At 55.6% G+C, this 14,419-nt stretch carries 13 protein-coding genes; 6 read left to right on the top strand and 7 right to left on the bottom strand.

Going from position 1 to position 14,419, the window contains the following annotated elements:
• Positions 1-42: 42 nt before the first annotated feature.
• Together FHS72_RS13855 and gltX are read left to right on the top strand one after the other, a co-directional pair.
• Positions 43-1,704 (top strand): NAD+ synthase, encoded by a 1,662-nt coding sequence (locus FHS72_RS13855; RefSeq protein ID WP_183530146.1) that lies wholly within the window; start codon positions 43-45, stop codon positions 1,702-1,704.
• 171 nt (positions 1,705-1,875) lie between these two features.
• Positions 1,876-3,195 carry a glutamate--tRNA ligase gene (gene gltX / locus FHS72_RS13850; RefSeq protein ID WP_183530144.1) on the top strand — a complete coding sequence of 440 codons (1,320 nt, stop codon included), beginning with the start codon at positions 1,876-1,878 and terminating at the stop codon, positions 3,193-3,195.
• Positions 3,196-3,211: 16 nt separating this feature from the next.
• Here the strand turns inward: gltX and FHS72_RS13845 are convergent, their stop codons facing one another.
• The 3 genes from FHS72_RS13845 to FHS72_RS13835 are packed head-to-tail and all read right to left on the bottom strand — an operon-like array spanning position 3,212 to position 6,914.
• Positions 3,212-3,727, bottom strand: a complete 516-nt coding sequence (locus FHS72_RS13845) for a gamma-glutamylcyclotransferase family protein (RefSeq protein ID WP_183530142.1) — start codon at positions 3,725-3,727, stop codon at positions 3,212-3,214.
• Positions 3,724-6,231, bottom strand: coding sequence for an ABC transporter permease (locus tag FHS72_RS13840; protein ID WP_183530140.1), 2,508 nt, complete (start codon positions 6,229-6,231; stop codon positions 3,724-3,726). The genes FHS72_RS13845 and FHS72_RS13840 overlap by 4 nt, the downstream gene beginning before the upstream one ends.
• Positions 6,228-6,914, bottom strand: coding sequence for an ABC transporter ATP-binding protein (locus FHS72_RS13835; RefSeq protein WP_183530138.1), 687 nt, complete (start codon positions 6,912-6,914; stop codon positions 6,228-6,230). The genes FHS72_RS13840 and FHS72_RS13835 overlap by 4 nt, the downstream gene beginning before the upstream one ends.
• Here FHS72_RS13835 and FHS72_RS13830 point away from each other — a divergent pair.
• Positions 6,913-7,599, top strand: a complete 687-nt coding sequence (locus FHS72_RS13830) for an arylesterase (RefSeq protein WP_183530136.1) — start codon at positions 6,913-6,915, stop codon at positions 7,597-7,599. The genes FHS72_RS13835 and FHS72_RS13830 overlap by 2 nt on opposite strands.
• A gap of 47 nt (positions 7,600-7,646) precedes the next feature.
• Here FHS72_RS13830 and FHS72_RS13825 read toward each other — a convergent pair whose 3' ends face one another.
• Positions 7,647-7,856 carry a cold-shock protein gene (locus FHS72_RS13825; protein ID WP_183530134.1) on the bottom strand — a complete coding sequence of 70 codons (210 nt, stop codon included), beginning with the start codon at positions 7,854-7,856 and terminating at the stop codon, positions 7,647-7,649.
• 250 nt (positions 7,857-8,106) lie between these two features.
• Positions 8,107-8,313: a cold-shock protein gene (locus tag FHS72_RS13820; RefSeq protein ID WP_106357803.1), complete on the bottom strand. Its 207-nt coding sequence runs from the start codon at positions 8,311-8,313 to the stop codon at positions 8,107-8,109.
• A gap of 224 nt (positions 8,314-8,537) precedes the next feature.
• Between FHS72_RS13820 and FHS72_RS13815 the strand changes: the two genes are divergently transcribed.
• Positions 8,538-9,056, top strand: a complete 519-nt coding sequence (locus FHS72_RS13815) for a PhnA domain-containing protein (RefSeq protein WP_183530132.1) — start codon at positions 8,538-8,540, stop codon at positions 9,054-9,056.
• A 34-nt stretch (positions 9,057-9,090) separates the two neighbouring features.
• On the opposite strand, the gene ettA is transcribed toward FHS72_RS13815, so the two are convergent.
• Both ettA and FHS72_RS13805 read right to left on the bottom strand, forming a co-directional pair.
• Complete coding sequence (gene ettA / locus FHS72_RS13810; protein WP_183530130.1) at positions 9,091-10,746, bottom strand: energy-dependent translational throttle protein EttA; 1,656 nt, start codon at positions 10,744-10,746, stop codon at positions 9,091-9,093.
• A 31-nt stretch (positions 10,747-10,777) separates the two neighbouring features.
• Positions 10,778-12,616: a putative bifunctional diguanylate cyclase/phosphodiesterase gene (locus FHS72_RS13805; RefSeq protein WP_183530128.1), complete on the bottom strand. Its 1,839-nt coding sequence runs from the start codon at positions 12,614-12,616 to the stop codon at positions 10,778-10,780.
• 143 nt (positions 12,617-12,759) lie between these two features.
• Between FHS72_RS13805 and mgrA the strand changes: the two genes are divergently transcribed.
• Together mgrA and FHS72_RS13795 are read left to right on the top strand one after the other, a co-directional pair.
• Positions 12,760-13,794 carry an L-glyceraldehyde 3-phosphate reductase gene (gene mgrA, locus FHS72_RS13800; RefSeq protein ID WP_183530125.1) on the top strand — a complete coding sequence of 345 codons (1,035 nt, stop codon included), beginning with the start codon at positions 12,760-12,762 and terminating at the stop codon, positions 13,792-13,794.
• Positions 13,795-13,819: 25 nt separating this feature from the next.
• Positions 13,820-14,419, top strand: a complete 600-nt coding sequence (locus tag FHS72_RS13795; protein ID WP_343042696.1) for a nicotinate-nucleotide adenylyltransferase — start codon at positions 13,820-13,822, stop codon at positions 14,417-14,419.

Raw genomic sequence — 14,419 nt, 5'->3', positions numbered from 1 at the left:
TATTCTGCTACATCGGGGCTGGACCCAAGAGGGGAATGCACGATGACGACCACTTTTCGCCTGACAATGGCCCAGTTGAACCCGACCGTGGGCGACTTGGCCGGAAACGCCGCCAAAGCACGCGCCGCTTGGGATGCTGCAACATTGGCGGGGGCGGATATGGTCGCCTTGCCCGAAATGTTTATCGCCGGCTATTCGACCCAGGATCTGGTGATGAAACCCGCGTTCCACCAAGCCGCCGAAGCCGCGATTGAGGCGCTTGCTGCTGAATGTGCGGACGGCCCCACGATGGGCATTGGCGGGCCGTATTTCACCGATGGGCGGCTTTATAACGCTTATTATATTTGCCGTGGCGGCGAAATCGTCGCACGTCAGCTCAAGCATTTTCTGCCTAATTACAATGTCTTCGACGAAGTGCGGCAGTTCCGGCGCGGCCCGATCCAAGGCCCTTATGCCATTCCAAACGGCCCCCGCATCGGTAGCCCGATCTGCGAAGACGCATGGTACGAAGACGTCGCAGAAGCGATGGTGGAAAGCGGCGCAGAAATCCTAGTCGTGCCAAACGGGTCGCCCTACAGGCGTGAAAAATTCGACGTGCGGATGTCCAAAATGGTCGCCCGTGTCGTCGAAAACAACGTGCCACTGGTCTACGTCAACATGGTCGGCGGCCAAGACGATCAGGTCTTCGATGGCGGCTCTTTTGTGCTGAACAGAGGCGGGAAACTCGCCGTGCAACTGCCGCTCTTCGACGAAGTTCTGGCGCATGTCGATTTCGAACAAACCGGAGAGGGCTGGGAAGCCGTCGCTGGCGAAAAAGCAGTGTTCCCCGACGATCTGGAACAAGACTACCGTGCAATGGTCGAATCCTTGCGCGACTACTGCGGTAAAACCGGTTTCAAAAAGGTGCTGCTTGGCTTGTCCGGCGGCATCGACAGCGCAATCGTCGCCGTGATCGCAGCAGATGCCTTGGGGCCTGAAAACGTGCGCGGCGTCATGTTACCCTCTGAATACACGTCACAATCTTCGCTTGATGATGCGCAAGGTGTGGTCGATGCGCTGGGCTGTCACTACGATACGGTGTCCATCGCGGGACCACGTGCGGCCGTCAGCGACGCGCTCGCACCACTTTTTGCAGGGCTACAAGAAGACCTGACCGAAGAGAACATTCAGTCGCGTCTGCGCGGTATGCTCTTAATGGCGCAGTCGAATAAATTCGGCGAAATGCTGCTGACCACAGGCAATAAGTCCGAAGTCGCGGTCGGTTACGCCACGATCTACGGCGACATGAACGGCGGCTATAACCCGATCAAGGACATGTACAAAACGCGGGTGTTCGACGCCTGTCGCTGGCGCAATGCCAATCACCGTCCTTGGATGAAAGCCCCCGCTGGCGAAATGATCCCCGTCTCGATCATCGACAAACCGCCCTCAGCGGAATTGCGGCCAGATCAGCGCGATGACGACAGCTTGCCGCCCTACGACATTCTTGACGGTATTCTCAAAATGCTGGTCGACGAGGAAAAGTCAGTCGCGGATTGCGTCGCCGCCGGGTTTGATCGCGACACGGTCAAGCGGGTCGAACATCTGCTCTACATTTCCGAATACAAGCGGTTCCAATCCGCACCCGGCACGCGCCTGTCAAATCGGGCATTTTGGATGGATCGGCGTTATCCAATCGTGAACTCTTTTCGCGACAATAGTTAATGTCTTACCAGTGCACGCGTTGTGCACAGGTTGTGCACGCCTTGTGACAGTCGAATTTGGCGGTTTAGCGGCGTTTATTAACGCATTTTGTACGGTGCCACGCTGCAGCCCCAGCGCGAAACTGGACAATCTCGCTGTGTCATGGTCAATGGCGCTAACAGGAGATGCCCCATGACCACGACTCGTTTCGCCCCTTCGCCCACCGGTTGGCTGCACATCGGCAACCTTCGCGCTGCCTTGTTCAACTACGCCATCGCTCGTCAATCCGGCGGGACGTTCATTCTGCGGATTGATGACACCGACCCAGAACGCTCAAAAGATGAGTATGTTCAAGGCATTAAGGACGATCTGACGTGGCTCGGCATCGACTGGGACCGCGTTGAACATCAGTCTGCACGCATGGATCGCTACCTTGATGCCAAGCAAAAACTGATCGACATGGGCCGTCTTTATGAGTGTTTCGAGACACCAGTAGAGCTGGATCTGAAGCGGAAAAAGCAGCTCAACATGGGCAAACCGCCGGTCTATGACCGTGGTGCTTTGGCGTTGTCCGAAGAAGAAAAAGACAAACTGCGTGCCGAGCGCGGATCGCATTGGCGTTTCAAACTGGATCACGAACGTATCGAATGGAAAGACGGCATCATCGGCGATATTTCCATCGACGCCGCCTCTGTTTCCGATCCGGTTTTGTTCAAAAACGACGGCCAGATTTTGTACACCTTGGCGTCCGTGGTTGACGACACAGAAATGGGCCTGACCCACGTTGTGCGCGGCTCTGATCACGTCACAAATACCGCGACACAAATCCAGATTATTCAAGCATTGGGCGGCACCGTGCCGTCGTTCTCGCACCATTCTTTGCTGACTGGTCCACAAGGCGAAGCGTTGTCTAAACGTCTAGGAACATTGGCATTAAAAGACCTTCGCGCGAACGGCATCGCGCCGATGGCGGTCCTGTCTTTGATGGCGCGGCTCGGCTCGTCCGATCCGGTTGAGTTGCGTGCGAACATCGCCGAAATCGTAGAAGGGTTCGACATTTCCAAGTTCGGATCTGCGCCGACGAAATTCGACGCAGAAGACCTGAAACCACTCACGGCGCGTTACCTCGCGACGCTGGATCACACCGCTGTTGCCGACAAAATCGTAGCGGCTGGCGTGCCCGATAATTTGGCCGCAGCATTCTGGGATGTGGTCAAAGGCAACATCGCAACACTGGACGATCTGCCCGCATGGTGGGACTTGTTCCGCGACGGGGCGACACCGCTGATCGCTGACGAAGACCGTGAATTTGTCGCACAAGCCTTTGATATGTTGGACGAACCACCCTACGCGGCGGACACGTGGTCCAATTGGACTGCAGAGGTCAAAGACGCGACTGGTCGCAAGGGTAAGCAATTGTTCATGCCTTTGCGCCAAGCTGTGACAGGTCTGCAGCGCGGTCCCGAGATGGCCGACGTTATGCCGTTGTTGCAAACAAAACCAAAGGTCTAAATACTGCGCGGTACTTCTAACGAAGTGCCGCTAAGTGCTTGTCAACAAACGCGGTTTCATCAGCACTTAGCTGTTGATGCCGTGGATATCGTGGGGCGTCGCGATCATCTGTGATCGGGCCCCAATTGTCGGTGGTTTCGAAAAATCGTGCGGCACCAACGGGACCAAATTCGGTCAAATAGCCTTGGATAACCACATCGAGGTAGCTGCGCAAAATTGGATGCGGGCCGGATTCCGGGTGAATAATCTCGTCCGTGATCTCGTAAATCGCAACGCCATTCGCCTGAATCTGACGTGTATAAGCGCGTTCACGAGCATCAAGTGCGACCCAATCCGCGTTTGGCACCTGCGCAACGATACCGTCTAGGGTTGTATTGGCGTCTGGGGTCACGGATAGGATCGCCACCTTGCTATGTGTCGTACTGCGCCAAATCCGCCGCCAACCCGTCACTTGGGCGCGTTGTGGCTGCACATAACCGTGCGTTTTAAGGTTAACGAGGCTGCCATACCCGAAAAATTGTGGATCGTTCATTCGCGTGCCCTTAATACTTGTGCCGGTTTTGCTGCTAACGGACGGATCGCAAACACTAATCCCGCCGCGAGTGATGCCATGACACCCCCGCCGATGATCAGCAATGCGTTTGACCAAATCACCGTATAATCGGTTTCCATGATGTAAGTCGACACGGCCCAGCCACCCAAAATCCCCGCGCCGAGGGCAACGCCCCCTGCGGCCAACCCGAGCAAGGCTGCACGCAGGGCGAAACTGAACAAAATCTGCTTGCGCGACGCACCTAATGTTTTCAGCACGGCGGCCTCATACGTCCGCGCGCGTTCACCCGCAGCGGCTGCGCCGATCAGGACCAGAAATCCGGTTAACAAGGTGGCAAGCGCCCCGTATCGGGTGGCCGCTGATATGCCACTTATTAACGTAATGACTTGGGCAATCGCGTCGCGAATACGGATTGCGGTGATGTTTGGATAAGCGGTCGCGAGGTCGCGCAAAATCTGGGCTTCAGCGTTTTCTTCGGCGTAAACCGTTGAAATCCAACTATGTGGGGCGCCGGCCAGTGCGGATTGGTTCATCGCGATGACGAACCCCATGCCTGCGTTTTCAAAGCTGACCTCGCGAAAGCTAGCGATGGTCGCGGTAATATCGCGACCCAAAATGTTAACGACTAACGCGTCACCGATCGACAGGCCCATCTCGCGGGCCTCTTCGTCAGAAAAGCTGATCAGCGGCGGTCCATCGTAATTCGCGGGCCACCATTCACCTTCGGTAATCGTCGTGCCGTCAGGCATAGCGTCCGCATAAGTGACACCGCGATCGCCGCGCACGACCCAATGGCCGTCGGTAAACGTCTCGGCGTTTTGCCCGTTGATTGATGTGATCACGCCGCGCAGCATCGGCGCGGTTTCCAAGTTACTTACCGCCGGATCATCCTGCAGGCGTGTAGTAAAACCGTCTATTTGGTCTGGTTGGATATCGACGAAAAAGTAGGACGGCGCGTTCTTTGGTAGTTGGCTGCTTAGTGAATTGCGCAGGTTCGCATCGATTTGGCCGACGCTTGCCAAGACCGAAAGACCGAGGCCCAGCGACAGGACGACCGCGGTCGCTTCACCGCCCCTTGCGCCGATTGAACCGAGCGCGAGGCGTAGTGACGTGCGGCCACGCGAGGCGCGTCGTAGGCGTCGCGCTATAAAGCGGATAACGACTGAAGCGAGCACAAGTAAGAGCAGGGCGGTCATGATGCCGCCGGTTGTCCAAAGTGTCAGAAAAGCGTTCCCTGAGAATAGGATAGCGAGGCCGACGAGCAATCCGATCAGCGCAATTGTCGTCAGGATGTAGCCGATTTTCGGCAGAGACTTTGTCGCGCCGAATGCATCTCGGAATAGCGTTGCAGCGCGGATATCGTCGGTTTTGGCGAGCGGCCAGAGTGTGAAAATTAGCGCAGCAAGTAAGCCGTAAATTGCGGCTTCGCCCAAGGGGCGGGGATCAAAGGTGAACTCTGCGGGGATCGGCAGATTGGCTTCGATGAGAGGCGCGAAGATGACGGGTAACGCGCCGCCGACGATGATGCCGATTGCGACACCCATAATGGTTAATGCGCCGATCTGTAAAAAGTAGGTTAAAAAGATCGTTTTGCGTGTAGCACCAAGCGTCTTGAGCGTCGCAATGACACCGGTTTTGCCCGCCAAATATGACTGCACTGCGGCTGAAACGCCGACACCGCCGACGGCCAATCCAGCCAATCCCATGAGGATCAGAAACGACCCGATTTGTGCTACGAAACGTTCGGTGCCACCCGCGCCGCGTCTACTATCGCGCCACCGTAAGCCTGCATCGGCAAGCGTTTCTTTTGTCTCATCCTCTACTGTTTGCAGGTCTATTCCGTCTGGTAGATCAAGCCGGTATTGCGTTGAAAACAATGTCCCTTCTGCGATGAGGCCAGAATTTTTAAGCGCATCAATACGAACAATCGTGCGCGGACCTAGCCCAAACCCACCTGACGCATTGTCGGGATATTTGGTGAGGATCGCGCTGAGGTGGAACGTTTCTGTGCCAAGCCGAAACGTGTCGCCAGGCGCCAATCCAAGACGGTCAACAAGCACCTTTTCCATGACCGCGCCATTATCAGCCAAGGCGTCGAACAGGGGCATTTCGGGGGTCAGGATCACCTGTCCGATGAGCGGATAAAAATCATCGACAGCACGGATTTGGGTTAATGCACGGTCTTCGCTTTCCGTGACGGCCATAGACCTGAAATCGACGGTTTCTGATACTGTTTCGGCGATGCTGTTCAGGTAGGTCAACTCATTTTCGCGGGCGAAACGGTAGGTCAGTTCGACCTCTGCATCACCGCCAAGAAGGGCTGCACCTTCGCGGTCGAGCCCCGCTTGGATGCCTGCGCGGACGGTTCCGACGGCTGCGATAGCCGCAACACCAAGTGCGAGGCAGGCGAGAAAAATGCGAAAGCCGTGCAAACCGCCACGCAATTCCCGTCTTGCGAAACGAGCCGCTATCACAAGGCTCATGCGGCTGCCAATGCTGTATCAACGCGGCCATCGCGCAGGCGAATAATCCGGTCGCAGCGTCTGGCAAGGTCTTGCGAATGCGTGACCATGATCAGCGTTGCGCCGTGCCGATCGCGCAATGCGAACAAAAGGTCCATGATCGCTTGGCCATTGGTTTCATCAAGGTTTCCAGTGGGTTCGTCAGCAAGCAAGATGCGCGGGCGTGGCGCGGAGGCACGCGCGAGGGCAACCCGTTGCTGTTCGCCGCCGGACATTTGACTGGGGTAGTGGTTGATGCGGTTGCCCAATCCCACGGCCTCTAACTCGGCGCGCGCCTTGGCGAATGCGTCCTTGTCGCGCGCTAATTCCAACGGGGTCGCTACATTTTCCAACGCCGTCATTGTCGGGATGAGGTGGAAAGATTGGAACACCACCCCCATGTTATCCCTACGAAAGCGGGCGAGTTCGTCTTCGTTCATGGCAGTCAACTCTTGGCCCAAGGCGTGGACCTGTCCCGACGACGCCAACTCTAACCCGCCCATCACCATGAGGAGCGATGATTTGCCCGACCCGCTTGGCCCGACTAACCCGACCGTTTCACCAGAGGCCACGTTCAACACAATGTCGTGCAAGATATCGACAGGGCCAGCGTTCCCCATCAAGGTTAACGAGACGTCGGATAAAGTTAGAACGGGATCAGTCATGGCACGCGCCTTTAACAATGTTTTCACCTTTGGATATGGGGCAGTCGGGGTGGTCCGCAACCTTTGTATGGTCACAGTCCTGACAACTGGTTACGCAGCAGCCGACGAATTGGTGATCGCGGCCTTGGGCGATAGCCTGACGGCAGGATACGGGTTGTCACAAGGTGACGGATTCGTGCCGCAGATGGATGCGTGGCTGGAAGGGCAGGGGATCGAGGTCGACTTGCGCAATGCTGGCGTGTCGGGCGACACAACTGCAGGTGGTTTGTCGCGAGTCGATTGGACGCTGACACCGGATGTCGATGGGATGATTGTCGCGTTGGGTGGGAATGATTACCTGCGCGGGCTTGACCCTGCGGGTAGTCGCGCGAATCTACGTCGGATTTTAGAGGTCGCTGCGAGCAAAGATGTGGATGTGATGCTTGTCGGGCTTCGTGCTGGCAGTAACTACGGCCCGGAATATCAAACGGCGTTTAATGCAATGTATAGCGAGCTTGCGGCGGAGTTTGACGTCCCGCTTTTCCCTGGCTTTTTCCAAGGGTTACAGGCTGTCGCTGGTATGCAAGACGGCGTTTCAGAGTACATGCAACGGGACGGGATTCATCCGAATGCGGACGGCGTGAAGGTGATTGTCGCCGCAATGGGACCGGATGTTTTAACGTTTGCGAAAGGACTCGCAGATTAAAAACGGTGCAGGGCGCCACGACAGCGCACCTGCGTGATTGGCGTCGTTTAGTCAGCGACGGTCAGATTGATCGCATTTTCGCGTCCATCGCGCCCCGATTCGATATCAAAATTGACCTTCTGATCGTCGCGCAGACCAGTCAGCCCAGACCGTTCTACAGCTGAAATATGAACGAAAACGTCTTTTGCGCCGCCATCGGGCGCGATAAATCCGTAACCTTTAGTTGTATTAAACCATTTGACAGTGCCTGAAGCCATGTCGATCTTCCTCTCTTGACCCCGCTCGCGGCATTGCAGCGGACTGGCGCGTCGCGCCAAAAAACGAGGGGCCGGACGCAGAGGAACAGCGGTCGAATTGGGTAACGCGCACGTAAATGTTACGTGGGATTCGTTATAAATCAAGAATTTTAGGGAGAGTTTAGCGAGTCGATGCAATCATGAGCAGACTTCAGCCAATTAGCGATGTGGGGCGCCCGCAGACGCGCGCCCCGATGTCGTAAGCTTGCGCTTATGCGAGTGCGAGGTTGATCGCGGACTCACGGCCATCACGGCCAGCTTCGATGTCGAAAGTAACTTTCTGATCGTCGCGCAGGCCAGTCAGGCCGGAACGCTCAACAGCGGAGATGTGAACGAATACGTCCTTGGAGCCGCCATCAGGAGCGATAAAGCCGAAGCCTTTAGTTGTGTTGAACCATTTCACGGTGCCAGTAGCCATCGTGTTTTCCTTCATGTTTTCAATACCATCCGCGGAGATGCGATGGCGTGGCGTGGTCAGTGCTAGATCGAGGGACTGTAGCCGATAAGAAAACAGTGGGTCGAGATAGAATAACGTCTGCAAAGCTTACATGCGCTTTTGTCGCCCTAGTTGCAAGGAAAATCGCGGCTTGCTTTTGGGGCATTGTGGTGCGAGAGGCGGTAAAACGCCGAAGGAGCGACAATATGCGATGGGATGAATTGATGGATCGTGCTGGATCCGTATGCGAATTTTGTGGCGCTACTGAACAACTTAGCGGTGTTGAGGTCACTGCCGAAGATCACGTTTTGTTGTGCGAAACGTGTCGTTCGGATGATGCACCTTCTGTTCATTGGCGCTGCCTAGAAGGCGCTGCATGGTCCGGAATTCCGGCTGTTCAGGTCGCTGTTTGGCGCAAATTGGGTGGAATCGAAGAAGCCTGGGCTGTCGAGGCACGCGAGAACATGATGTTGGAGCCAGAGGTGATGACCCGCGCTGTTGGGCAAGCTGAAGTCGTGCACAAAGATAGCAACGGCATGGTGCTGGAACACGGCGACACTGTTGTTTTAATTAAAGATTTGCCGGTTAAAGGCGCAGGATTTACGGCGAAACGCGGCACAGCTGTACGGAATATTTCGTTGGTGCCTGACAATGCTGGGCATATCGAAGGCAAGGTCGAAGGTCAGCGAATCGTTATTTTGACCGAATTCGTAAAGCGGAAGTAACGGCGTCCGGGCGAACCCGGACACCGTGATTTGGTTAACGCACGAATTTCTTATGCTTCATACGCTTCGGTTCCGTTGCATCGGCACCGAGGCGTTTTTTCTTGTCTTCTTCGTAGTCAGAAAACGCGCCTTGGAACCATTCAACATGCGCGTCACCTTCAAAGGCGAGGATGTGCGTGCAGATCCGGTCGAGGAAGAAACGGTCGTGGGAAATAACCACGGCGCAGCCTGCAAAATCAACCAATGCGTCTTCGAGCGCACGGAGCGTTTCAACGTCCAGATCGTTTGTAGGTTCATCGAGAAGCAGGACGTTTCCGCCTGATTTCAACAGTTTAGCCATGTGGACGCGGTTGCGTTCACCACCTGAAAGCAGTCCAACTTTCTTTTGCTGATCGCCGCCCTTAAAGTTAAAGGCAGAGCAATATGCGCGCGAGTTCATAGATGCGTCGCCGAGTTCGATGATTTCTGCGCCGCCGGAAATTTCTTCCCAAACGGTGGTATCATCGGCCAAGGCATCGCGCGACTGATCAACGTAGGACAATTTCACGGTGTCGCCAAATTCAACGGTGCCTTCGTCCGGCTGATTTTGGCCTGTCAGCATTGAGAACAGTGTGGATTTACCCGCGCCGTTTGGCCCGATCACGCCGACGATGCCGCCGGGGGGCAGGTCAAAGGACAGACCTTCGACGAGCAATTTGTCACCCATCGCTTTTTTCAGGTCGGTGACTTCGATCACTTTGGACCCGAGGCGCGGGCCGTTTGGAATAATGATCTGGGCGCGACCGATTTTTTCGCGCTCTGACTGGTTCGCCATCTCATTATAGGACGCAATCCGCGCTTTGGATTTGGCCTGACGGGCCTTTGCACCTTGGCGCATCCATTCGAGTTCGCGTTCTAGCGTTCTCTGCTTGGATTTGTCGTCTTTGGCTTCGCGTTCCATCCGCTTTGCTTTGGCTTCCAACCACGAAGAATAGTTGCCTTCGTGCGGAATGCCAGAGCCACGGTCGAGTTCCAAAATCCAACCGGTGATCGCGTCAAGGAAGTAGCGATCGTGGGTGACGATCAGAATTGTGCCTTTGTAATCAATGAGGTGCTGTTGCAGCCACGCGATTGTTTCGGCGTCGAGGTGGTTGGTCGGTTCATCGAGCAGCAGCATGTCTGGTGCTTCGAGCAGGAGTTTGCACAGGGCGACGCGGCGGCGTTCACCACCGGAAAGCGTTGTGACATCGGCGTCGTCGGCAGGGCAGCGCAAGGCTTCCATGGACACGTCGATTTGTGCGTCGAGATCCCAGAGGTTCTGCGCGTCGATCTCGTCCTGAAGTTTCGCCATCTCGTCGGCGGTTTCTTCGGAATAGTTCATCGCCACTTCGTTGTAGCGGTCCAGAATGGCCTTTTTGTCAGCCACGCCGAGCATGACGTTTTCACGCACAGTTAGCGTTTCGTCTAAGTGTGGTTCTTGGGGCAGGTAGCCAACACGCGCGCCTTCGGCGGCCCATGCTTCGCCTGCGAAGTCTTTGTCTTGACCGGCCATAATCCGCATCAAGGTCGACTTACCGGTGCCGTTGACACCGACAACGCCGATTTTCACGCCGGGCAAGAAGTTTAGGCGGATGTTTTCAAACACCTTTTTGCCGCCGGGATATGTTTTGGACACGCCGTCCATGAAATAGACGAATTGATTGCTGGCCATGATGGACGCTCCGATTAGTGAAGTTTGACCCTCAATAGCGGGGTGAGGCTGCGGCGGCAATCGGTGAACTGGTGATCCGGGCCGAGACGTTAGGGCGGGTTGCCAGCCAGTTTATCACATCGGGCGCTGGCATCGCACGCGCGAGCCAATAGCCCTGTATTGCGCAGCCGCCCATATTTGCGATCGCTTGAGCCTGTTCGGTGGTTTCAATGCCTTCGGTCACGGTGGAAAGGTCGAGGTCGCGGCAAAGTTCGAACATCATCGCGATAATCTTGGCACTGGTCGAGTCGGTCAGGATATTTTGCGTCAGGGTTCTGTCGATTTTGACACCATTGACGGCTAGAGTTGCGAGATGGGTCAAGCCCGCGTGCCCCGTGCCAAAGTCGTCGAGGTGGGTCGCTATCCCCGCGTCATGAAGGCGCTGAACCGTTTGTACTAAAGGGTTATTTTTGCTGATGTCATCGAAAACGACTGTTTCCAAGACCTCGATCATCACGTCTGTCGGGGTAAGGTTCCGTGCGTTCACTTCGGATATCAGCGTATCGAAGAACGTGGGGTGGGCGAGCAATTCGGCAGAGCCGTTTATGCCGACACGGATATCCGCATGGCCGTTGGCGTTCAGCATGACCTTTAGGTCCAAGGCGGCCCTGAGTGCTGCAAAATCGATGGCGGCTAATAGACCGAGGCTTTTCGCGAGGGGCAAGAAATTTTCGGGCGAAATCAGCCCGAGACGCAGATTGTTCCACCGCGCAAGCGTTTCAAAACTGGAAATGGCGCCTGATTTGATTTGCATGATTGGCTGGAATTGGAACGCGATTTCGTCGTTTGCGACGGCGAGGCGCAATTCATCAGCAAGGTGAGATTCGGCAACCTGACGTGCGTGAAGGGTTTTGTCGTAGGGCGCTACGCGATCCCGTCCGCCGTTTTTTGCCTCGTAGAGTGCAAAGTCGGCACGTTTCAGCAAATCTTCGGGGCTTAACCTGTCTTCTTGGGCGAAGGCGGCACCGATGCTCATGCCGCATTGTAGCGCCGCGCCGTTAATCTGCATCGTTTGGTCATTCAACGTGATGATCTTGTTGCCGATATCCTCGATTTCAGAGAGCGACTTTGCATTCGGGAACAACATCAGAAATTCGTCGCCACCAATTCGTGCGGCGATGTCATCTTTGGAAATGACGCTGCGCAAGGTGTCCGCGATCTGGTTTAGCATCGCGTCGCCAGCTGAATGGCCAAAGCCGTCGTTGATCGATTTGAAGTGGTCGAGGTCAATTTCGAGCAACCCGACCCCGCGCCCTGTACGCTTGGGCGCGGCTAGTGCCTGCGCCATTTTATTCATGATATTAAGGCGGTTAGAAAGCCCTGTTAGGCTGTCGGTCGCCGCAAGGCGTGCGAGTTTTGCCGTTGTTGCGGTCAGTTCCATTTGGCGGGTGATGTGGTCTGTAATTTCGCGCGTCACAGTGATCGCGACGTCGCCATATTCGCGGATTTTGTCGAAGGACACATGAAGTTCGACCCAAAAATCCTCGCCATTGCCGCGCTGGTTTTGGTAGATGGACACGCGCGATTTTCCCCGTGCGTGCGGTTTGAATTTGAATGCGGCGATCTCAGCGTCGCTGGGTTTGTTTTCTGGGGATAAGGCAAATTCCAGCGGGTTGCGCCCGATGATTTTGTCGAGCGGCAGAACCAACATCTGCGCGTAGGTTTCGTTGGCCCATAGAATGCGGCCGTCCATCGACTGCACCAGCAAGCCGACGTCAGCGGACATGCCGATTGCACGATAGTAGCTTGCGTCTGAGATCAATGGGGACACATCTAGATCGCTTGCTGGGGTAGGGCGTTGATTTGCAAAGGCAAATCTGTGCTGTTTCATGCCTGTGAATTCCGTAGTTTCCGCGACAGTACCGCGCAATGATGGACAACGCGTTAACACGATATGTCGTGCGTAAGCTAGCAATCTGTTTGACAATCACTACGCTGTGTCGTTCCAATGTGCATCTGAAAATGGAGCCTCGCATGACCTATACACCTGCTGAAAATCGCTACGAAAAGATGACTTATCGCCGGTGCGGCAAGTCTGGATTGAAACTTCCGGCTGTATCATTGGGGCTTTGGCATAACTTTGGCCATGACACGCCGCATGACACCAAGCAGGCGATTTGCCGGACTGCGTTTGATCACGGGATCACGCATTTCGATTTGGCGAATAATTACGGCCCGCCTCCTGGCTCTGCGGAACATGCTTTTGGGTCGATCCTGAAAGAAGATTTCCAGAACCACCGAGATGAGTTGATCATCAGCTCTAAGGCTGGCTACCACATGTGGGAGGGCCCTTATGGTGAGTGGGGCAGCCGCAAGTATATGATTGCGTCTTGTGATCAATCGCTCAAGCGGATGGGTCTTGATTACGTTGATATCTTTTATTCGCACCGTTTTGATCCAGAGACACCGCTAGAGGAAACGATGGGCGCATTGGATTATATCGTGCGCTCTGGTCGTGCGTTGTATGCTGGGATTTCATCCTACAATACGGAACGCACCAAAGAAGCCGTCGCGATCTTGAACGATCTGGGGACACCCTGTGTGATCCATCAGCCGTCCTATAACATGTTGAACCGTTGGGTTGAAAAGGACGGGTTGAAGGACACGTTGCAAGACCTTGGTGTTGGTTCGATTGCGTTCACGCCACTGGCGCAGGGGATGCTGACGAAAAAGTATCTTGGTGGCATTCCAGAGGATTCACGTGCGGCACAGGGCAAATCATTGGCGACGTCGATGCTGACCGACCATGCGCTGGGCAATATCCGCAAGCTGAACGAGATCGCTGAAGGGCGCGGGCAGACGCTAGCGCAGATGGCGATTGCTTGGGTTCTGCGCGGCGGCGGTATCACGACGGCATTGATCGGTGCGTCGAAACCGAGCCAAGTTGTCGATTGCGCGGGTGCCGTTGGCAATCTGGAATTCACAGCGGACGAGTTGGCCGAAATCGACAAATACGCGGACGACGAAGCGATTAACCTTTGGGCCAAATCGTCGGAAACAGACAATTAATCTGTGACGGACGGGATGTGGTAGCGTGGGTGTGCAACAACCAGTTGCGAAACCGGGCCAAGTGATTGGTCTATTGGGGGGGTCGTTTGATCCTGCCCACGCGGGCCATGTGCATATTACGACAACTGCGTTGAAACGGTTTCAGCTCGATCAGGTCTGGTGGATGCTCAGTCCCGGAAATCCGCTGAAAGAACACGGGCCTGCGCCGCTAGCTGACCGGATCAAGGCGGCTTCTGCGGTGATGCAGCATCCGCGTGTGCGTGTGACTGATATCGAGGCGCAGCTCGGCACCCGCTATACCGCTGACACGCTCGCTGCGCTGCAGGCGCGCAATCCCGGTGTGCGATTTGTCTGGCTGATGGGGGCGGATAACTTGGCGCAGTTCCATCTTTGGCAGGACTGGCGCTGGATCATGGATAACGTGCCGATTGGAGTTCTGGCGCGGCCCGGTGACAGGATTGCCGCACGCCTGTCGAAGGCGGCAAAGGTTTATGCCCATGCGCGTATTGCGGGGCACGCGGCGCAGACCTTGGGTTATCGCGCTGCGCCTGCATGGTGCTTTATTAACATGCCGCTGTCGGCCCAATCATCAAGCGCGATCCGTGCGCGGGGCGAATGGCAATAA

This window comes from Yoonia ponticola (assembly GCF_014199395.1).
GTDB classification, from domain to species: domain Bacteria; phylum Pseudomonadota; class Alphaproteobacteria; order Rhodobacterales; family Rhodobacteraceae; genus Yoonia; species Yoonia ponticola.
The sequence above is the reverse complement of the archived record's forward strand: the minus strand, read 5'-3'. Positions and strand labels throughout refer to the sequence as shown.